This is a genomic window from Nonomuraea sp. NPDC050451, from assembly GCF_044458585.1.
Window position 1 is genome coordinate 65,852 of record NZ_JBITHZ010000009.1, and the last position, 18,661, is coordinate 84,512.

The window sequence follows — 18,661 nt, forward strand, 5'->3', positions numbered from 1 at the left end:
GCTTGCGTGCGTAGACCTGGTGGTTGGGTCGTATAAGGGCTACTGGACCGCGCCCTGGGCGTGATGCCTGCGGGCGTAGATCTGGTGGGTCGGGGTCGGATAAGGGCTAGTGGGGGGAGTCGAAGGGGGCGAGGAGGGTGCGGAGGAGGCTTGAGAGGGTGCGCTGATCGTCGGGGCCGAGGCCGGACAGGAGTTCGCGTTCCCGCCGCAACAAGTCGGCGAAGGCGGCGTCCACGCGGGCGAGGCCCGGGTCCGTCAGGGACACCAGGACGCCGCGGCGGTCCTCGGGGTCGGGGCGGCGGCGCACCAGGCCGGCCTGGGCGAGCCGGTCGATGCGGTTGGTCATCGTCCCCGAGGTGACGAGCGTGGCCCGCAGCAGGGCACCGGGGCTGAGCTCGTACGGCTTGCCGGCCCGCCGCAGCGCCGTCAGCACGTCGAACTCCCACGGCTCCAGGTCGTGCTCCGCGAAGGCCGCCCGCCTGGCCCGGTCGAGATGCTTGGCCAACCGTGACACCCTAGAGAGCACCTGGAGCGGCTCGACGTCGAGGTCGGGGCGCTCCGAGCGCCAAGCCGCGACGAGGCGATCGACCTCGTCTCTAGCATCCTCCGTCATGACACAAGAGTGTACTGTCTTGACATCGAGATATCTCTCTCGATATCAATTATCTTCATGTCAAGAGATATCTGGGACCCGGTGACGTACGCCGTCTACGCCGACGAGCGGTCGCGGCCGTTCATCGAGCTGATCTCCAGAGTGGGGGCGGTAGACCCCGATTATGTCGTGGACGCGGGCTGCGGCAGTGGTGAACTCACCGTTGAGCTGGCCAATCGCTGGCCCCGTGCGACCGTGGAGGGCTTCGACTCCTCGCCCGCGATGATCACCAAGGCTCGCGGGCTGGGGTCCAGGGTGCGGTTCGCGGTGGCGGACGTGGCCACGTGGCGTCCCGACCGGCCGATGGACGTGATCGTCTCGAACGCCGTCCTGCAGTGGGTGCCGGAGCATCGCGAGGTGCTGGAGCACTGGGTCGAGGATCTGGCCCCCGGCGGCTGGCTGGCGTTCCAGGTGCCGGGCAACTTCGACGCGCCCAGCCACGTCGCCATCCGCGAGCTGTGCGCCTCCCGCGCCTGGTCCGACAAGCTCGACGGCGTCCTCAGGACGCACCCGGTCGACGACCCCCTCGACTATCTGGACCTGCTCAACCACGGCGGTTCGCAGGTGGACGCGTGGGAGACGACCTACACGCACGTGCTCCAGGGTGAGAACCCGGTGCTCGACTGGGTCTCCGGCACCGCCCTGCGCCCGCTCTTCGACCGGCTCGACCCGGACGAGCAGCGGCGGTTCAAGCAGGAGCTCGCCAAGGCGCTCGCCGAGGCGTACCCGGCAAGGAGCTACGGGACTCCCTTCCTGTTCCGGCGGATCTTCGTGGTGATGCAGAAATGATCAGAGCGCTGCATCACGTCCAGCTCGCCGCGCCCAGGGGCAGCGAACCGGAGCTGAGGCGCTTCTACGAGGGTGTGCTGGGGTTACGGGAGGTGCCCAAGCCGCCGGAGCTGGCCAAACGCGGTGGGGTATGGTTCAGGGGCGAGGGTGTGGAGGTCCACCTCGGCATCGAGGGCGACTTCAGGCCCGCGCGCAAGGCACATCCTGCCTTCCTGGTGGACGACCTCGACGCGTACGCCACCGGCACGGAGCCCGACCTGCTCTTCCCCGGCTACCGGCGGATCTATCTCTCGGACCCCGTCGGCAACAGAATCGAGCTCCTGCAAGTCGTGTGATGTTCACCTCAGAGTGGCATGATGTTCCGAAATCGGACTCTTGCGAGGTGTAGTGGGCATCGAGATCGAGGACAAATTCGAGGTTCCTCCCGACTACGCGATTCCGGACCTGAGCCGTTTGGGCGACGTCATGGGTCCGAAGAGCCATCAGCTGGTGGCTCTCTATTTCGACACCGCCGACCTGCGGCTGGCCGCCCGAGGCGTCACGCTCAGGCGGCGACGAGGCGGCGACGATGCCGGCTGGCACCTGAAACTTCCCAAGGCCAAGGGCGTGCGGCAGGAGATCACCCGTCCCCTGACGCGCAGCACCAAGGTCGTTCCCGAGGAACTGGCCGAACTCGTCCGCGCCTACACCCGCGGCGCCCCACTCCAGCCGGTCGCCGAGCTGGACACCCGCAGGAGCGTCACCGTCCTGCTCGACGACGGCGTCAAGCTCGTCGAGGTCGCCGACGACCGCGTCAAGGGCACGGTGTTCGGGGAGGAGCCCAAGGTCGTACGGTGGCGCGAGGTCGAGGCCGAGCTGCTCGCCCCCGATCGCCAGGCCGTCCTCGCCAAGGTCGGCAAGCGCCTGAGGAAGGCCGGCGCGACGCCCTCGGCGGTCACCAGCAAACTCGCCAAACTGCTCGAACCCGCCCCGCTCCCCAAGGCCCCCACCGAGCCGGGCACGGCGGGCGAGATCGTCGTCGCTTACCTGACCGGGCAGGTCAACGCCCTGCTCGCGCAGGATCCCCGCGTACGCAGGGCCGAGGACGACGCCGTGCACCAGATGCGCGTGGCCGCCCGCAGGATGCGCAGCGCGCTCAAGGCGTTCAAGAGCGTCGTCACCGACACCGCCCAGGTCCAGGACGAGCTGCGCTGGCTCGGCAACGTGCTCGGCGAGGCCCGCGATCTGGAGGTGATCAGGGCCAGGTTCGCCAAGGAGCTGGCGAGGCTGGAGCCGGAGCTGATCCACGGCCCCATCCAGGCCCGGCTCGGTACGGATCTGCACGAACGCGAGCAGGAGGCGTACGGCCGCATCAAGGAGACACTCAGCGGCGAGCGCTACTACACCCTCCTCAACGCGCTCGATCAGCTCGTCTCCGCCCCGAAGCTGCAGAAGGCGGCGGCCAAGCCCGCCCAGGAGAAGCTCAGCGCCATCGCGGCGGCCGGCTGGAACAGGGTGACGAAGGCCTACGACACTGCTCAGGCCATAGATGACCCGGAACGTCGTGAAATAGCCATGCATGACGTACGCAAGGCCGCCAAACGCGCTCGTTACACCGCCGAAGCGCTCCAACCCACCCTCGGCGCGAACATGGGCAAGCTGGCCAAACTCTCCGAGAACGTCCAGGAAGTCCTGGGAACGCACCAGGACGGCGTGGTGGCGCAGGAGACGCTGGCGAAGGAGGCCGAGAGCGCCCGCCAGGCAGGCGAGGACACGTTCACGTACGGAGTGCTCATCGGCATCGAGCGCAGCACGGCCGAGCGGGCGTACGCAGAGTTCCCCAGAGTCTGGGCAGAGACGGTCGGGGCGGTTATGAAGGTTCTATGAGGAACCTTCCCACCATCCCCTTCGAGCGCGGCAGCCTGCTGGAGGTGCCCGCCGCGTACCGCGTCCTGCGGGCCGAAGCGGGCATCGCGAAGGTACGCACCCAGACGGGTGACGAGGTCTGGCTGGTCAGCGGCTACGAGGACGCGCGCAGTCTGTTCAACGACCCCCGGCTCGGACGCTCGCATCCCGAGCCGGACAAGGCCGCCAGACTCTCGGGCTCGGCCATACTCGGCGGCCCTCAGGGCGACATCGCCACGGAGAAGGCCGAGCACGACCGCATGCGCAAGCTGTTCATGCCGTCGTTCTCGGCCCGCAGGATGAAGGCGCTCAGCGACCACGTCGGCTCGCTCGTGGACGAGCGGCTCGACCACCTGGCCAAGCTGACGCCGCCGGTCGACCTGCACGCCGAGCTCTCCTTCCCGCTGCCCGTGCTGGTCATCTGCCAGCTCCTCGGCGTGCCGTACGAGGACAGGGAGTACTTCGGGGGCGTGTCGTTCCGCATGGGCGACATGCTGGACCTGGAGAAGGGCCAGGCGGCGCGCGAGGAGCTGGGCGCGTACATGGCCGGGCTCATCGAGCGCAAGCGGCACGAGCCGGGCGAGGACGTGCTGTCCGACCTGGCGAACGAGCTGGACGACGACGGGAAGATCGCCGACCTCGCCGGCACGCTGCTGTTCGCCGGCCATGAGACCACGGTCAACCGCATCGACTTCGGCGTGCTGCTCCTGCTCGCCAACCCCGGCCAGCGCGACCTGCTCATCGCCGACCCGGGGCTGGCGCCCGGCGCGGTCGAGGAGATCCTGCGGATGGCCGCGCCGAGCCTGCACGGCCTGCCCAGGTACGCCCACGAGGACATCGAGATCGGGGGTCACACGATCCGCCGGGGCGAGGCCGTGGTGCTCACCCCGGGCGCGGCCAACCGGGATGAGCGGATCTATCCGGATCCGGATGGGTTCGACATCCGCCGCCCGCAGACCGACCCGCATCTGAGCTTCGGGTACGGCCCGCGCTTCTGCATCGGCGCCAGCCTGGCCCGGGTCGAGCTGGTGGCGGTGTTCAGCAGGCTGTTCCAGCGCTTCCCCACGCTGCGGACGGCCCTGCCCGTCGAGGAACTGCCCCGCAGCGAGGGGAGGATCGCCGACGGCTTCGCGAAGCTGCCGGTGACCTGGTGAGCGGCGCGGGTGGTCAGGCCGCGTAGCGCTCGACGCTGACGACGTGCCCGCCCACCCGCTGCAGCACGGCGAACGCGCCCTTGCGCAGGTGCAGGTCCTTTCCGCTCAACGTCTTGATCAGGTCGGGAAGCACCTTGCGGTGGCTGCACACGGCCGCGGGCACGGCGATCTCCCTGACCATGGCGGGTGTCTTCTGCGGGTCCTGCCCCTCCTCGCTGAGGAGGGGCTCCAGCTTGAGCTCGGCCCCGTACGGCTCCAAAGTCTGGACGCATCGGGCGCTGGGGGAGCTGATCAGCCGCTCGGGCCGGTAGGCGGGCAGCGCGGTGGCCAGGCGCGCCGCCTGGGACTGTCCGTCGGTGTCGAGCGGGCGCAGCGCGTCGTCGCCCTGCCAATCGTGCCTGGAGCCGGCCGAGCCGTGCCGTACGAGGACGAGGGGTACGGTTTCCAGCGGCGCGGCCCTCAGCGCACGCAGCAGCCCCACATCCCATTCGTACGTCAGCAGCCGCCTGGCCTCCTCTAACGGCAGCCAGCGCAGCTCGTCCACCTCGTCACCGGGGGAGAACCCGTCGTCGGCGGCCACCCGCGCCGTCCAGTAGTCGACCCGCTTGAGCTGCCCGGCACTGAGGTAGTGGACAGGCGGCAGCGCGCGGCCGAGCAGCACGGTCAGCCCGGTCTCCTCCCGCACCTCGCGCAGGGCGGCGGCGATCACGTGCTCGCCGGACTTGAGCTTGCCCTTGGGGAAGGTCCAGTCGTCGTAGTTCGGCCGGTGGATGACGGCAACCTCGGGGCGGCTCTCCTCGCCCCTCCAGACCACGGCTCCGGCGGCGCGGAGCAGGTCAGTCATCAACGGTCCTCCAGCGGCGGGTGCTGATGAGATGACTCTGCGGGTCCTCGCCCGGGTGGCGGGCCCACGTGCCGTCGGAGTGCAGCACCCACGCGTTGGTGGTCTCGGCCATGGCCAGGTCCATCAGCTCGATGAGATAGGCCTTGTGCTGCGGTGAGGTCACTTTGACCAGGGCCTCGACGCGGCGGTCGAGGTTCCTGCGCATGAGGTCGGCGCTGCCGATCCAGACCTCGGGCCGGCGGCCCAGGCCGAACTCGTACACCCGGGAGTGCTCAAGGAAGCGCCCCAAGACCGACCTTACGCGGATATTTTCGGACAAGTCTGGGATGCCTGGCCGGAGGCTGCAGATGCCCCGCACCCACAGGTCCACCGGGACGCCCGCCCTGGACGCCCGGTAGAGGGCGTCGATGATCGGCTCGTCCACCAGGGAGTTCGTCTTGATCCTGATCCGTGCCGGGCGCCCCGCCTCCTGGTGGGCGATCTCCCGCTCGATCCTGGCCAGCAGCCCGCTGCGCATCGAGTGGGGCGCGACCAGCAGCCGCCGGTAGGCGGAGTGGTTGGAGTAGCCGGTGAGGTGGATGAACAGGTCCGTCACGTCCTCGCCGACCAGCGGGTCGGCCGTGAGCAGGCCGAAGTCCTCGTACTGCCGGGCGGTCTTGGGGTTGTAGTTGCCGGTGCCGATGTGGCAGTAGCGGCGCAGCTCGCCCGAGGCCTCCTGGCGGACCACGAGCGCGAGCTTGCAGTGGGTCTTCAGCCCGACCACGCCGTAGACCACGTGGCAACCGGCCCGCTCCAGCTTGCGTGCCCAGGAGATGTTCGCGTGCTCGTCGAAGCGGGCCTTGATCTCCACGACCACGACGACCTGCTTGCCCGCCTCGGCCGCGTCGATCAGCGCGTCCACGATGGGGGACTCGCCGCTGGTGCGGTAGAGGGTCTGCTTGATCGCCAGGACCCTGGGGTCGGCCGCGGCCACCTCGATGAAGCGCTGCACGCTGGTGGCGAACGAGTCGTACGGGTGGTGCAGCAGCACGTCGCGCTCGCGCAGGATCGAGAAGAGGTCGTCCTCGGCGCTGATCACCTCGGCGGGCACGAACGGCCGGTAGCTCAGCTCACCCCGGTCCAGGTCGGCGATGGCGTGCAGGCCCGACAGGTCGAGCGGCCCGGGCAGCCGGTAGATCTCGTGCGGCGCCAGCTCCAGCTCCTCGATCAGCGGCGCCAGCACCTCCGGGGTGATCGTGTCCTCGACCTCGAGCCGTACGGGCGGGCCGAACCGCCGCTTGAGCAGTTCCTTCTCCAGGGCCTGCATGAGGTTCTCGGTGACGTCCTCGTCGACGTCGAGATCCTCGTTCCTGGTGACGCGGAAGACGTGGTGCTGGAGGATCTCCATGCCCTTGAAGAGCTGCCCCAGGTGGGCCGCGATGACATCCTCGAGGGGGACGAACCGGTCCTTCGAGGCCTGCACGAACCGCGGCAACTGCGACGGGACCTTGACCCGCGCGAAAACCGTGTGATCGGTCGCCGGATTCCGCACCAGGACCGCGAGGTTCAGGCTGAGCCCGGAGATGTAGGGGAAGGGGTGCGCGGGGTCCACGGCCAGCGGCGTCAGCACGGGCCTGATCCGCTCCCTGAACAGCTTGCGCAGCTCCGTACGCTCCTCGCGGCCCAGCTCGTCCCACCGGACGATCTCGATGCCCTCGGCGGCCAGCTGAGGGGAGATGTGGTGGTGGAAGGCCGCGGCGTGCCGAATGGCCAGATCGTCCGCGATCGTGGCGATCCTGGCCAGCTCCTCGCGCGGCTTCAACCCGCTCTTGGTACGCAGCAGCAGGCCCGTGGCCATGCGCCGTTTCAGGCCCGCGACCCGTACGCGGAAGAACTCGTCGAGGTTGCTGGCGAAGATCGCCAGGAAGCGCACCCGCTCCAGGAGGGGCGTCGATGGATCATCGGCCAGGTCGAGCACGCGCTCGTTGAACTGGAGCCAGCTCTCTTCACGATTGAGAAACCGCTCCTGAGGCAGGGGCAGGTCGTTGGCGGGTTGGAACGGTTCCGCGGACATATGGCCTATATTGCCCCGTTTGGTTGAACAGAACGTTAACGCGGTCGCAACGGCTTATCCCGGAAAGTCAACCACGCTCAACCCAATCGTCACTCAAGACATCCCCCCTGTTCAAGCCCACCGCTGGACCGTCTTCCCGCCCGGCCCCTCGCGCCGACGTGGGCTGACGCGCTTGGGGTCCCAGGGGCGTCCGCCGCTCCGAACCGCCCCGCTGACCGTGGCTGAGGCCCTTCGGAGGGGAGGAGCCGAGTGGACGCGGCCCGCCGTTGTAGACGCCCGCCGCCTCGGTGCCCAAGGTCCGCCGCTGCGAGGCTCTCCCGCCGCTGGCGGCTGGGGTCCTTCGGTGGAGAAGAGGGGTGAGGGGGCCGGCGGTGGCTGGGGTCCTTCGGGGAGGGGCCGAGGGCTATTCCGGGTGGTCCACCTGCTCCAGGCGGGCGGCGCGTTCGGCGAGGCGGGCCTCGCGCTGGCGGATCTTCTCCTCGCGCTCCCGCGCCTTCTCCGCCTCCTTCAGCACCCGCTCCCGCTCCTTCTCGGCCTCCTTGAGCAGCCGCTCCCGCTCCTTGAGGTCCCGTACCCGAGCCTTCTCGGCCTCCTTGAACTCCCGGAGCCGCGCCTTCTCCGCCTCCTTGAGCTCCTTGTCCCGCGCCTTCTCCAGCTCGCGCAGCTCTTTCTCGCTCGTACGCGGCTTGGCGGGGACGGGGCCCGGGGCGGGGACGGAGACCGGCTGCGAGCGGGTCGCGGCGGTGATGGCCGGGTTGGGGTTGAGCCCGGTCAGGCCGTTCCAGGCCAGGTTGACCAGGTGGGCGGCGACCTCCTCGCGGCCCGGCTTGCGGACGTCGAGCCACCACTGCCCGGTCAGGGCGACCATGCCGACCAGCATCTGGGCGTACATCGGCGCGAGCTTGGGGTCGTAGCCGCGGGCCGCGAACTCGTCGGCGAGGACGTCCTCGACCTGGCTGGCGATCTCGCTGATGAGGCTCGCGAACGAGCCGGTGCCGGAGGCGGCGTGGGAGTCGCGCACCAGGATGCGGAAGCCCTCGCTGCTCTCCTCGATGTACTGGAGCAGCGCCATCGCGGCCCGCTCCAGTTTGATCAGTGAGTGGGACGCGGCCAGCGCCTCGGTGATCATGCCGAGGAGCTTCTGCATCTCGCGGTCCACGACGACCGCGTAGACGCCTTCCTTGCCGCCGAAATGCTCGTATACCACGGGTTTCGACACCTGTGCGGTAGCTGCGATTTCCTCGATAGAGGTCCCGTCGAACCCCTTCTCCGCGAAGAGGGTGCGGCTGATGCGGATCAGCTGCTCTCTACGCTCGCTACCGGACATGCGCCTGCGAGTTGGGGGTTCGGTCACGGTCTCCATAATGACGGCCACGGGTGCGCGGCCGTTCACCGGCTGATCTACGTCAGGCAATGCGCTTCGCCGCCAGGCGTTCAGGAGTCGGCCAGCGGACGTCGTACACCCAGCCGAGCTTCTCGAAGATCCGGATGAGGCCGGCGCTCAGGTCGATCTGGCCCTTCAGTGCCCCGTGCCTGGCGCAGGTGGGGTCGGAGTGGTGCAGGTTGTGCCAGGACTCGCCGAAGGACGGGATGGCCAGCCACCAGACGTTGCGCGACTTGTCGCGTACCTGGAACTCCTCCTCGCCGAAGACGTGGCAGATGGAGTTGATCGACCAGGTCACGTGGTGCAGCAGGCCGATGCGGATGAGCGAGCCCCAGAACAGCGCGGTCAGCGCGCCCTGCCAGGACCAGGTGATGAGCCCGCCGAGCACGCCGGGGAGCACGATGGAGGTGAGGGCGATCGGGCCGAACCACTTGTGTAGTTTCATGACGTCGGGGTCCTTGACCAGGTCGGGAGCGTACTTCTCCCGGTTGGTCCGCTCGCTCTCGAACAGCCAGCCCATGTGGGCGTACAGGAGACCCTTGGTCAGGGACTTGAAGCCGGGGCCGAAGCGCCACGGCGAGTGCGGGTCGCCCTCCTTGTCGGAGAACTTGTGGTGCTTGCGGTGCGTGGCCACCCAGTCGAGTACGGACATCTCCAGCGACAGGCTGCCCGCGATGCCCAGCGCGATCTTCAGCGGTCGCTTGGCCTTGAACGAGCCGTGGGTGAAGTAGCGGTGCAGGCCCACGGTCACGCCGAGCCCGGAGACCACGTAGAAGACGAAGGAGATGGCGATGTCCGTCCAGCCGAGTCCCCATCCCCACGCGAACGGCACCGCGGTCGCGATCGCGATCAGCGGCAGCCCGACGACGAGCGAGAAGGTGACCAGCTCTGCCTTGGATCTCGGCTCGGGTTCGAATTCGGGCTTCGGTGTCGGGGCTGAACGCTCGGCGACAACGGTCATGGACGACCTCCAACGGCATGTATGAGGATGTATGTCCGGGCTACGCCACCGTAACCTACGCCAGCGTAAGTAAGGAAGCCCTAAGCCGTGAATGTGGGGAACGTGACGCTCTGCCGAACAAGGTGGGTGGGGTTCGTGCCTTGCGTCATTTAGGGCGGTCTGTTATACGGTCGGCGTGCCGCGTACCCGCCACTACCTGGGACTTCGCTCCCGAGCCGGGTGTGGGGCGCAATTACGGGCGCGCGGCGGGGTGCGGGATCGGTATCGTAGGGATGTGTCGGACGCCACGTGTCCGATCTGTCCCGGATCGTCTAATCGGCAGGACAAGTGGTTTTGGTCCACTTTGTAGGGGTTCGAGTCCTCTTCCGGGAGCTGTGACCTGCTCCCCCGGCGCGAATGTTCGGGGTGCGGCCAGGTATCCTCACGGTGTCGGGAGGGTAGCGGTGCGGTAGACGTACCAAATTGCCCTGATCCGTCCAGTCACAGGGAGCCGCAGTCCGTGAGTGTGCCGCGCCCGGCAGCCGTCATCGTCCTCGCCGCCGGCGAGGGCACCCGGATGAAGAGCCAGACCCCCAAGGTCCTGCACGAGCTATGTGGCCGTGCGCTGGTCGACCACATGCTCGCAGCCGCCCGAGACCTCGGTCCCGAGCAGCTGATCGTCGTCATCGGCCACGCGCTGGAGCAGGTCGGCGGCCACCTGGCCGCCACCAGTCCCGACGCGCGCGCCGTCGTCCAGCGTGAGCAGCGTGGCACCGGCCACGCGGTCCGCACCGTGCTCGAAGAGGTCGGCGTGATCTCCGGCACTGTGCTGGTCACGTACGGGGACGTACCGCTCATGCGCCCGCAGACCCTAGCCGAGCTGCTCGAACGGCACGAGAGCGAGGGCAACGCGGTCACCGTGCTGACGGCCAACGTGCCCGATCCGACCGGCTACGGGCGGATCATCCGCGACGAGAGCGGCGCCGTGCTGGAGATCGTCGAGGAGAAGGACGCCAGCCCCGAGCAGCGCGCCATCACGGAGATGAACTCCGGGATCTACGCCTTCGACGGCTCGCTGCTCGCCGACGCCGTCAAGCGCGTGTCCACCGACAACGCCCAGGGCGAGGAATACCTCACCGACGTCCTGTCCATCCTGCGCGGCGACGGCCACCGGGTCGGCGCCTGCGTCGCCGGCGACTTCGCCGAGGTGGAGGGCGTCAACGACCGCGTGCAGCTCGCCGCCGCCCGCAAGGTGCTCAACCAGCGCCTGCTCGAAGACCACATGCGCGCCGGGGTGACGATCATCGACCCCGGCAGCACCTGGATCGACGTCGGTGTGCGGATCGCGCCCGACGCGGTCATCCACCCCGGCACCCAGCTCCACGGTGACACCGTGATCGAGACCGGTGCCGAGGTCGGCCCCGCCACCACGCTGACCGACACCCGCGTCGGCGAAGGCGCCGTCGTGCGCAACGCCGTCTGCGACAGCGCCGACATCGGCCCCGAGGTCAACGTCGGCCCCTACGCCTACCTCCGCCCCGGCACGGTGCTCGGCCGCAAGTCCAAGGCCGGCACGTTCGTCGAGATGAAGAACACCAAGGTCGGCGAGCGCTCCAAGGTGCCGCACCTGTCATACGCGGGAGACGCCACGATCGGCGACGACGTCAACATCGGCGCCTCCACCGTCTTCGTCAACTACGACGGGGTCAACAAGCACCAGACGACCATTCGCGACGGTGTGTTCGTCGGCTGCGACACCATGCTCGTCGCCCCGGTCACGGTCAATGACGGGGCCTACACGGCGGCGGGCTCGGTGATCGTCGACGACGTGCCCCCCGGCGCCATCGGCGTGGCGCGTGCGCGACAGCGCAACATCGAGAAATGGGTCTTGCGCAGGCGCGCGGGCACGAAGTCGGCCGCGGCCGCCCAGCGGGCGCTGGCCGAGCAAGAGCAGCAGGAGAGTGGCAAGTGAGCAGCATCAAACAGCCAGGCGAGAAGAACCTCATGCTCTTCTCCGGCCGGGCCTACCCTGAGCTCGCCGAGGAGGTGGCTCAGCACGTCGGCGTCTCTCTTACCCCCACCAAGCTGATCGACTTCGCCAACGGCGAGATCTACGCCCGCTATCTGGAGTCCGTACGCGGCTGCGACGCCTTCGTCATCCAGAGCCACACCGCACCCATCAACAAGTGGATCATGGAACAGCTGATCATGGTCGACGCGCTGAAGCGGGCCTCCGCCAAGCGCATCACCGTGGTCATGCCGTTCTACGGCTACGCCCGCCAGGACAAGAAGGGCCGGGGTCGCGAGCCCATCACGGCCCGGCTGATGGCCGACATGTTCAAGACCGCGGGCGCCGACCGGCTGATGTCGATCGACCTGCACACCTCGCAGATCCAGGGCTTCTTCGACGGTCCGGTCGACCACCTGTTCGCGATGCCGGTGCTGGAGAGCTACCTCAAGAACAAGCTCGACCTGGAGAACACCACCGTCGTCTCGCCCGACACCGGCCGCGTCCGGCTGTCGGAGCGCTGGGCCGACACGCTCGGCACGCCGCTGGCGTTCATCCACAAGCGCCGCGACCTCGACGTGGCCAACCAGGTGAAGGTCAGCGAGGTCGTCGGACGGGTCCGCGGCCGCACCTGCGTGCTGATCGACGACATGATCGATACCGCGGGCACCATCTGCAAGGCCGCCGACGCCCTCTACGAGCAGGGCGCCACCAACGTGATCACCGCCGCCACCCACGCGGTCTTCTCCGACCCGGCCGTCGACCGGCTGAAGAACTCCCGGATCTCCGAGGTCATCGTCACCAACACGCTGCCGCTGGCCGAGGCCAACAGGTTCGACAAGCTGACGGTGCTGTCGATCGCGCCGCTCATCGCCCGCGCGATCACCGAGGTCTTCCAGGACGGCTCGGTCACGAGCTTGTTCGAGGGTGATACGTGAGCTGTGATGGATCCGCAGCGAAGCGAGGACATCCATCACAGCCTTCCGAGCGGAGCTCGGCAGACAGCGCTGTAGACTGGCACGGTTGCGCTCGTAACGCCTTCCGCTAGGGCGGGTGAGGGAGAGCGCCGACACCCACCGACCCAAGCATCCCTAGGAGATGTCATGTCCGAAGTACGTATCGCCGCCGAGCCCCGCACCGCGTTCGGCAAGGGCGCCGCTCGCAAGATCCGCCGCGCCGACAAGGTGCCCGCCGTTCTCTACGGCCACGGCATCGACCCCAAGCACCTGACCCTGCCCGGCCACGAGGTGCTCCTCGCGCTCCGCACGCCCAACGTGCTGATCCGCCTCAAGGGTGAGGGCGTCGACGAGCTGGCCCTGCCCAAGGGCGTGCAGCGCGACCCGATCAAGGGCTTCGTCGAGCACGTCGACCTGCTGCTGGTCAAGCGCGGCGAGAAGGTCACGGTCGAGATCCCGGTCACCACGGTCGGCGACGTCCACACCGACGGCCTGCTCGACCAGCAGCTCGTCGCCATCGCCGTCGAGGCCGAGGCCACCCACATCCCGACCGGCGTCGAGGTCGACGTCGAGGGCCTGGAGGTCGGCACCGCCATCACGGCCGGGCAGCTTGTGCTGCCGAAGGGCGCCACGCTGGCCGCCGACCCCGAGGCTGTCGTGCTCCAGGTGAGCGCCAAGCCGGTCGAGGCGCCGGCGGAGGGCGAGGAGGCCGCCGAGGGTGCGGTCGCCGAGGCCGCCGAGACCGCAGAGGCTTCCGCCGAGTAACGGTCCGATTCGTGAACGGGGCGGCCGGACTCGAGCCGCCCCGTTCCGCTGTAAGGGGTGCAGATGGATCGCTGGCTGATCGCCGGCCTGGGCAATCCGGGGCCCGAATACGCGGGCAACCGGCACAACGCGGGCTTCATGGTGCTCGACGAGCTCGCCGCCAGGGCCGGTGGGCGGTTCAAGGCGCACAAGAGCAGGGCCGAGGTGTGCGAGACCAGCACCGCCATCCTGGCCAAGCCCCTCACCTACATGAACCTCTCCGGCGGGCCCGTCAAGGCGCTCTCCGACTTCTACAAGATCGGCCCGGAGCGGCTGATCGTCGTCCACGACGAGCTCGACGTGCCGTACGGCGCCCTCAGGGCCAAGCTCGGCGGCGGCGACAACGGCCACAACGGCCTCAAGTCGATCACCAAGGTCCTCGGCACCCGCGACTACCTGCGGGTCCGCTTCGGCATCGGGCGCCCGCCCGGGCGTATGGACCCCGCCTCCTTCGTGCTGCGGGACTTCGCCACCATGGAGCGCAAGGACCTGCCCTTCCTCGTGGACCGGGCGGCCGACGTCGTGGAGTCGCTGATGGCCCGCGGCCTGGAAGTCACCCAGAACGACTTCCACCGGTCTGATCTGCATATCTCGGGCCCTCCACGCTGATCGCCACATAGGTCCGTTCGCCGGTTCTCTGCCTCTCTCGCAGCTACCATCTGTGACTGTCCGTTCAGGAATGGTCACCTGGAGGCATGCGTGCGGGGTGAGGGCTTCATGGCCGTCGTCGGACCGGGCCATGTGGCCTCCTGGCGAGTCAGCCCGCGCACGCCTACCTGGGTCCGCTCCTATCGCTTCCGCGCGGTGCTTGGCGACCTCTGCGGGGCCTGGGCGGGGTCCGGGCTCGCCTTCTACGTGCGCTTCGGCGAGCTCACGCCGTACGTGCTGCCGTACCTGCTGGTCAGCCTGGCCCTACCGGTGGTGTGGGCGTTCGCGGTGGCGCTCAACCGCGCGTACGAGCCGCGCATGCTCGGCGTCGGCTCCGAGGAGTTCCGCCGGGTCGTGCAGTCGGGAGTCGCGCTGACCGCGGCCACCGCCATCGGCTCCTACCTGACCAAGACCGACGTCGCCCGGGGCTACGTCGTGCTCGCGCTGCCGCTGGTCACGCTGCTCACCCTGCTCCTCAGGTACGCCCTGCGCCGCTCCTTGCACCGGCGCAGGGCGGCGGGCGAGTGCATGCGCAAGGTGGTCGCCGTCGGGCACGCGGCGTCCGTCGAGGAGCTGGTGCGGCTGTTCCAGAAGGAGCGCTACCACGGCATGGACGTCGTGGCCGCCTGCCTGCCGGGCGGCATTCCGGGCGACTTCGTGGGCGAGGTGCCCGTCGCCGGCGACCTCAGCGACGTGCCGATCGTGGTCGACCAGTTCCGCGCCGACACCGTGGCGGTGCTGGCCTGTCCCGAGATGGACGGGCAGGCGCTGCGGCGGCTGGCCTGGCGGCTGGAGCGCACCCATACCGAGCTGGTGGTCGCCCCGGCGCTGATGGACGTGGCGGGCCCGCGCACCATGATCAGACCGGCCGCCGGGCTGCCGCTCCTGCACGTGGAGCACCCCGAGCTGGGCGGGGCCAGGAAACTGGTCAAGAACATCTTCGACCGGCTGGTCGCCGTCGCGCTGCTGGTGCTGCTCGCGCCGCTGCTGGTGGGCCTGGCGGTGGCCGTACGCGTGACGAGCCCCGGGCCCGCGCTGTTCCGGCAGACCAGGGTCGGCAGGGACGGGAAGCTGTTCACGATCCTGAAGTTCCGCACCATGCGGCGCGGCTCCGAGCAGCAGAAGATCACCTTGGTCAGCGACCGCGACAGCGTGCTCTTCAAGATCAGGAACGATCCCCGGGTCACGCCGCTCGGCACGCGGATGCGCCGCACCTCGCTGGACGAGCTGCCGCAGCTCATCAACGTCCTGCTCGGCCACATGTCGCTCGTCGGGCCCCGGCCGCCGCTGCCGGAGGAGGTGGCGCGCTACGGCGACGACGTGCGCAGACGGCTCCTCGTACGCCCCGGGATGACGGGCCTGTGGCAGGTCAGTGGTAGATCTGACCTATCGTGGGAGGAATCCGTACGCCTCGACCTGCGTTACGTGGAGAACTGGTCCCTCACGCTCGACCTCCAGATCCTGTGGAAGACTTGGTCGGCCGTCGCCCGCGGGCAAGGAGCTTATTGATGACGATTCGCGACGACCACTCACTTGCCGCTGATCTGGCCACCGAGGCGGGTGAGCGGCTGCTGCGCATTCGCGAGCGCACCGGGTTCGACGATTCCTCCGCCCTGCGCGCGGAGGGCGACCGGGCCTCCCACGTCTTCCTCATGGAGTCGCTGGCCAGGCTCCGTCCCAGCGACAGCGTGCTGTCGGAGGAGGCCACCCGCGAGGAGCGGCTCGACCCGCGACGGCTCAGCGCGTCCCGCGTCTGGATCGTGGACCCGCTCGACGGCACCCGCGAGTTCTCGGAGCGGCGAGCCGGCCCCGGAAGCGGCAGCTTGCGTAACCAAGACGGGGCCGAAGGGAGCGCGACCATAAGCGCAGCGGAAGGCCGGTCCGACTGGGCCGTGCACGTGGCGCTGTGGGAGGGCGGGAGGCTGACCGCGGGCGCCGTGGCGCTGCCCGCCCAGGGCCGCACCCTGACCACCGCGGAGCCGCCCAAGCCGCCCTCCTTCGACGGGGGGCGCTTCCGCATCGCGGTGAGCCGCACGCGGCCGCCGGAGTTCGTGCGCAGGCTGGCCTACCTCGTCGGAGCCGACCTGGTCCCCATCGGGTCCGCGGGGGCGAAGATCTCGGCGGTGCTCACCGGCGAGGTCGAGGCGTACGTACACGCCGGGGGCCAGTACGAGTGGGATTCCGCCGCGCCGGTCGCCGTCGCCCAGGCTGCCGGGGCCCACGCGAGCCGGATCGACGGCTCTGAGCTGACCTACAACCAAGCCGACCCGTCACTACCGGATATCCTGGTTTCCCTACCTGAGCTAGCGACATCGCTGCTCAGCGGGATTCGGGACCTGCACCGCTAAACCGCCGGAGGAAGCTCCCATGCTCCAGCGCGACTACACGACGTCGCAGCTCGACGTGCTCGAGGCCGAAGCCATTCACATCATGCGCGAAGTGGCGGCCGAGTTCGAGCGTCCCTGTCTGCTCTTCTCCGGAGGCAAGGACTCGATCGTCATGCTCCGCATCGCGGAGAAGGCGTTCTGGCCCGCGGCCATCCCGTTCCCGCTCATGCACGTCGACACCGGCCACAACTTCGACGAGGTCATCGACTTCCGCGACCGCCGCTCCGCGGAGCTGGGCGCGCGGCTGATCGTGGCCAGCGTGCAGGACTCCATCGACGCCGGACGCGTGGTCGAGGAGACCGGGCGGCGCGCCTCGCGCAACCGCCTGCAGACCACCACGCTGCTCGACGCGATCGAGGAGCACGAGTTCGACGCGGTCTTCGGCGGCGCACGCCGCGACGAGGAGAAGGCCCGCGCCAAGGAGCGGGTCTTCTCCTTCCGCGACGACTTCGGCCAGTGGGACCCGAAGAACCAGCGCCCCGAGCTGTGGAACCTCTACAACTCGCGCATCCGCAAGGGCGAGCACATCCGCGTCTTCCCGCTGTCCAACTGGACCGAGCTCGACGTCTGGGACTACATCAGGCGCGAGGGCATCGAGATCCCCTCCATCTACTTCGCCCACACCCGCAAGGTGTTCGAGCGCGACGGCATGCTGCTGCCCGACTCCGACGTCGTCCAGCGGGGCGAGGACGAGCCGCTGTTCGAGGCCGTGGTGCGCTACCGCACCGTGGGCGACATGACGTGCACGGGCGCCGTGCAGTCCACGGCCGCCACGGTCGAGGAGATCATCGAGGAGATCGCGGCCACCCGGATCACCGAGCGCGGGGCCACCAGGGCCGACGACCGCTCGTCCGAGGCAGCGATGGAGGACCGTAAGAGGGAAGGCTACTTCTAATGGACATTCTTCGCTTTGCCACGGCGGGAAGCGTCGATGACGGCAAGTCCACCCTCATCGGACGGTTGCTCTACGACTCCAAGGCGATCTTCGAGGACCAGCTGGAGGCGGTCGAGCGCACCTCGCGCGACCGGGGCACCGAATACACCGATCTGTCGCTGCTGACCGACGGCCTGCGGGCCGAGCGGGAGCAGGGCATCACGATCGACGTGGCGTACCGCTATTTCGCGACGCCCCGGCGGAAGTTCATCATCGCCGACACGCCCGGCCACATCCAGTACACCCGCAACATGGTCACCGGCGCCTCCACGGCCGACCTGGCGATCATCCTCATCGACGCCCGCAAGGGCGTGCTGGAGCAGTCGCGGCGGCACGCGTTCCTGACCACGCTGCTGCGGGTGCCCCACCTGGTGCTGGCCGTCAACAAGATGGACCTGGTGGGCTACTCGCAGGAGCGGTTCGAGGAGATCAGGGAGGAGTTCACGGCGTTCGCGTCCAAGCTGAACGTGTCCGACCTCACCTTCATCCCGATCTCCGCGCTCAACGGCGACAACGTGGTCTCGCGCTCCGAGAACATGCCGTGGTACCTCGGCACGTCGCTGCTGCACCACCTGGAGAACGTCCACATCGCCTCCGACCGCAACCTGGTCGACGTGCGCTTCCCCGTCCAGTACGTGATCCGCCCGCAGCGGGCCACTGATCAGGCCTTCCACGACTACCGCGGCTACGCGGGCCAGGTGGCGGGCGGCGTGCTGAAGCCCGGCGACGAGGTGGTGCACCTGCCGTCCGGGCTCACGACCCGCATCGCCTCGATCGACACCTACGACGGGCCGGTGGAGGAGGCGTTCCCGCCCATGTCGGTGACGCTGCGCTTCGAGGACGACCTCGACATCTCGCGCGGCGACATGATCGCCCGGCCCAACAACCAGCCGCAGGTGGCGCAGGAGCTGGAGGCGATGGTCTGCTGGATGGCCGACGGCCTCAAGCTGACGCCGCGCTCCAAGCTGACGATCAAGCACACCACCCGTACGGCCCGCGCCATGGTGCGCGACCTGCACTACCGGCTCGACGTCAACACCCTGCACCGCGACGAGGAGGCGACCTCCCTCGGCCTCAACGAGATCGGGCGGGTGTCGCTGCGGATCACCCAGCCGCTGTTCGTGGACGACTACGCCCGCAACAGGCTCACCGGCGGCTTCATCCTCGTGGACGAGGCCACGAACGGCACCGTCGGCGCCGGCATGGTCATCGACGCCCGCTAGG

17 protein-coding genes and 1 tRNA gene are annotated in these 18,661 nt (G+C 68.9%); 13 read left to right on the forward strand and 5 right to left on the reverse strand.

Annotated features, from left to right (window positions below; all coding sequences use genetic code 11):
• Nucleotides 1–106: 106 nt before the first annotated feature.
• Nucleotides 107–613 (reverse strand): MarR family winged helix-turn-helix transcriptional regulator, encoded by a 507-nt coding sequence (locus ACIBI9_RS27125; RefSeq protein WP_397225529.1) that lies wholly within the window; start codon nucleotides 611–613, stop codon nucleotides 107–109.
• Nucleotides 614–670: 57 nt separating this feature from the next.
• On the opposite strand from ACIBI9_RS27125, the gene ACIBI9_RS27130 reads away from it, so the two are divergent.
• Genes ACIBI9_RS27130 through ACIBI9_RS27145 form a run of 4 tightly spaced genes read left to right on the forward strand, consistent with a single transcriptional unit; the run spans nucleotide 671 to nucleotide 4,479 of the window.
• Nucleotides 671–1,441, forward strand: coding sequence for a trans-aconitate 2-methyltransferase (locus tag ACIBI9_RS27130; RefSeq protein WP_397225531.1), 771 nt, complete (start codon nucleotides 671–673; stop codon nucleotides 1,439–1,441).
• Nucleotides 1,438–1,776, forward strand: coding sequence for a glyoxalase (locus tag ACIBI9_RS27135; protein WP_397225533.1), 339 nt, complete (start codon nucleotides 1,438–1,440; stop codon nucleotides 1,774–1,776). The genes ACIBI9_RS27130 and ACIBI9_RS27135 overlap by 4 nt, the downstream gene beginning before the upstream one ends.
• A 52-nt stretch (nucleotides 1,777–1,828) precedes the next feature.
• Nucleotides 1,829–3,307 (forward strand): CHAD domain-containing protein, encoded by a 1,479-nt coding sequence (locus ACIBI9_RS27140; protein WP_397225535.1) that lies wholly within the window; start codon nucleotides 1,829–1,831, stop codon nucleotides 3,305–3,307.
• On the forward strand, nucleotides 3,304–4,479 hold the full coding sequence (locus ACIBI9_RS27145) for a cytochrome P450 (protein WP_397225537.1): 1,176 nt from the start codon (nucleotides 3,304–3,306) through the stop codon (nucleotides 4,477–4,479). Before ACIBI9_RS27140 ends, ACIBI9_RS27145 begins: the two co-directional genes overlap by 4 nt.
• A gap of 13 nt (nucleotides 4,480–4,492) precedes the next feature.
• Here the strand turns inward: ACIBI9_RS27145 and ACIBI9_RS27150 are convergent, their stop codons facing one another.
• From ACIBI9_RS27150 to ACIBI9_RS27165, 4 genes are all read right to left on the reverse strand, one after another.
• On the reverse strand, nucleotides 4,493–5,323 hold the full coding sequence (locus tag ACIBI9_RS27150; protein ID WP_397225539.1) for an NUDIX domain-containing protein: 831 nt from the start codon (nucleotides 5,321–5,323) through the stop codon (nucleotides 4,493–4,495).
• Complete coding sequence (locus ACIBI9_RS27155) at nucleotides 5,316–7,376, reverse strand: RNA degradosome polyphosphate kinase (protein ID WP_397225541.1); 2,061 nt, start codon at nucleotides 7,374–7,376, stop codon at nucleotides 5,316–5,318. The genes ACIBI9_RS27150 and ACIBI9_RS27155 overlap by 8 nt, the downstream gene beginning before the upstream one ends.
• Before the next feature lie 403 nt (nucleotides 7,377–7,779).
• On the reverse strand, nucleotides 7,780–8,739 hold the full coding sequence (locus ACIBI9_RS27160) for a TetR family transcriptional regulator (protein WP_397226063.1): 960 nt from the start codon (nucleotides 8,737–8,739) through the stop codon (nucleotides 7,780–7,782).
• A 43-nt stretch (nucleotides 8,740–8,782) separates the two neighbouring features.
• Nucleotides 8,783–9,721, reverse strand: coding sequence for an acyl-CoA desaturase (locus tag ACIBI9_RS27165; RefSeq protein WP_397225543.1), 939 nt, complete (start codon nucleotides 9,719–9,721; stop codon nucleotides 8,783–8,785).
• Between the two features lie 300 nt (nucleotides 9,722–10,021).
• Between ACIBI9_RS27165 and ACIBI9_RS27170 the strand changes: the two genes are divergently transcribed.
• The 9 genes from ACIBI9_RS27170 to cysN all read left to right on the forward strand — a co-directional run bounded on the left by ACIBI9_RS27170 (nucleotide 10,022) and on the right by cysN (nucleotide 18,660).
• Nucleotides 10,022–10,093 (forward strand) — tRNA-Gln (locus tag ACIBI9_RS27170).
• Nucleotides 10,094–10,220: 127 nt separating this feature from the next.
• Nucleotides 10,221–11,672, forward strand: coding sequence for a bifunctional UDP-N-acetylglucosamine diphosphorylase/glucosamine-1-phosphate N-acetyltransferase GlmU (gene glmU, locus ACIBI9_RS27175; protein WP_397225545.1), 1,452 nt, complete (start codon nucleotides 10,221–10,223; stop codon nucleotides 11,670–11,672).
• The gene (locus ACIBI9_RS27180; RefSeq protein WP_364844727.1) at nucleotides 11,669–12,646 is read left to right on the forward strand and encodes a ribose-phosphate diphosphokinase; all 978 of its coding nucleotides are present in this window, start codon (nucleotides 11,669–11,671) and stop codon (nucleotides 12,644–12,646) included. The genes glmU and ACIBI9_RS27180 overlap by 4 nt, the downstream gene beginning before the upstream one ends.
• Nucleotides 12,647–12,811: 165 nt before the next feature.
• Complete coding sequence (locus ACIBI9_RS27185; protein WP_397225547.1) at nucleotides 12,812–13,429, forward strand: 50S ribosomal protein L25/general stress protein Ctc; 618 nt, start codon at nucleotides 12,812–12,814, stop codon at nucleotides 13,427–13,429.
• Nucleotides 13,430–13,492: 63 nt separating this feature from the next.
• Nucleotides 13,493–14,077, forward strand: coding sequence for an aminoacyl-tRNA hydrolase (gene pth / locus ACIBI9_RS27190; protein ID WP_394496191.1), 585 nt, complete (start codon nucleotides 13,493–13,495; stop codon nucleotides 14,075–14,077).
• 108 nt (nucleotides 14,078–14,185) lie between these two features.
• Nucleotides 14,186–15,625, forward strand: coding sequence for a sugar transferase (locus ACIBI9_RS27195; RefSeq protein ID WP_397225549.1), 1,440 nt, complete (start codon nucleotides 14,186–14,188; stop codon nucleotides 15,623–15,625).
• Complete coding sequence (locus ACIBI9_RS27200; RefSeq protein WP_397225551.1) at nucleotides 15,625–16,464, forward strand: 3'(2'),5'-bisphosphate nucleotidase CysQ; 840 nt, start codon at nucleotides 15,625–15,627, stop codon at nucleotides 16,462–16,464. The genes ACIBI9_RS27195 and ACIBI9_RS27200 overlap by 1 nt, the downstream gene beginning before the upstream one ends.
• A gap of 19 nt (nucleotides 16,465–16,483) precedes the next feature.
• Nucleotides 16,484–17,398, forward strand: a complete 915-nt coding sequence (gene cysD / locus ACIBI9_RS27205) for a sulfate adenylyltransferase subunit CysD (RefSeq protein ID WP_364844712.1) — start codon at nucleotides 16,484–16,486, stop codon at nucleotides 17,396–17,398.
• Nucleotides 17,398–18,660 (forward strand): sulfate adenylyltransferase subunit CysN, encoded by a 1,263-nt coding sequence (gene cysN, locus ACIBI9_RS27210; RefSeq protein WP_397225554.1) that lies wholly within the window; start codon nucleotides 17,398–17,400, stop codon nucleotides 18,658–18,660. The genes cysD and cysN overlap by 1 nt, the downstream gene beginning before the upstream one ends.
• The last annotated feature ends 1 nt before the right edge of the window (nucleotide 18,661 follow it).

Bases quoted from the DNA above. Each gene is read 5' to 3' on its own strand.
- cysD (WP_364844712.1), top strand. From the start codon at position 16,484: ATGCTCCAGCGCGACTACACGACGTCGCAGCTCGACGTGCTCGAGGCC.
- ACIBI9_RS27145 (WP_397225537.1), top strand. From the start codon at position 3,304: ATGAGGAACCTTCCCACCATCCCCTTCGAGCGCGGCAGCCTGCTGGAG.
- ACIBI9_RS27135 (WP_397225533.1), top strand. From the start codon at position 1,438: ATGATCAGAGCGCTGCATCACGTCCAGCTCGCCGCGCCCAGGGGCAGC.
- ACIBI9_RS27155 (WP_397225541.1), bottom strand. From the start codon at position 7,376: ATGTCCGCGGAACCGTTCCAACCCGCCAACGACCTGCCCCTGCCTCAG.
- pth (WP_394496191.1), top strand. From the start codon at position 13,493: ATGGATCGCTGGCTGATCGCCGGCCTGGGCAATCCGGGGCCCGAATAC.
- ACIBI9_RS27195 (WP_397225549.1), top strand. From the start codon at position 14,186: ATGGCCGTCGTCGGACCGGGCCATGTGGCCTCCTGGCGAGTCAGCCCG.
- ACIBI9_RS27125 (WP_397225529.1), bottom strand. From the start codon at position 613: ATGACGGAGGATGCTAGAGACGAGGTCGATCGCCTCGTCGCGGCTTGG.
- cysN (WP_397225554.1), top strand. From the start codon at position 17,398: ATGGACATTCTTCGCTTTGCCACGGCGGGAAGCGTCGATGACGGCAAG.
- ACIBI9_RS27200 (WP_397225551.1), top strand. From the start codon at position 15,625: ATGACGATTCGCGACGACCACTCACTTGCCGCTGATCTGGCCACCGAG.
- ACIBI9_RS27130 (WP_397225531.1), top strand. From the start codon at position 671: ATGTCAAGAGATATCTGGGACCCGGTGACGTACGCCGTCTACGCCGAC.
- ACIBI9_RS27185 (WP_397225547.1), top strand. From the start codon at position 12,812: ATGTCCGAAGTACGTATCGCCGCCGAGCCCCGCACCGCGTTCGGCAAG.
- ACIBI9_RS27150 (WP_397225539.1), bottom strand. From the start codon at position 5,323: ATGACTGACCTGCTCCGCGCCGCCGGAGCCGTGGTCTGGAGGGGCGAG.
- ACIBI9_RS27160 (WP_397226063.1), bottom strand. From the start codon at position 8,739: ATGGAGACCGTGACCGAACCCCCAACTCGCAGGCGCATGTCCGGTAGC.
- ACIBI9_RS27165 (WP_397225543.1), bottom strand. From the start codon at position 9,721: ATGACCGTTGTCGCCGAGCGTTCAGCCCCGACACCGAAGCCCGAATTC.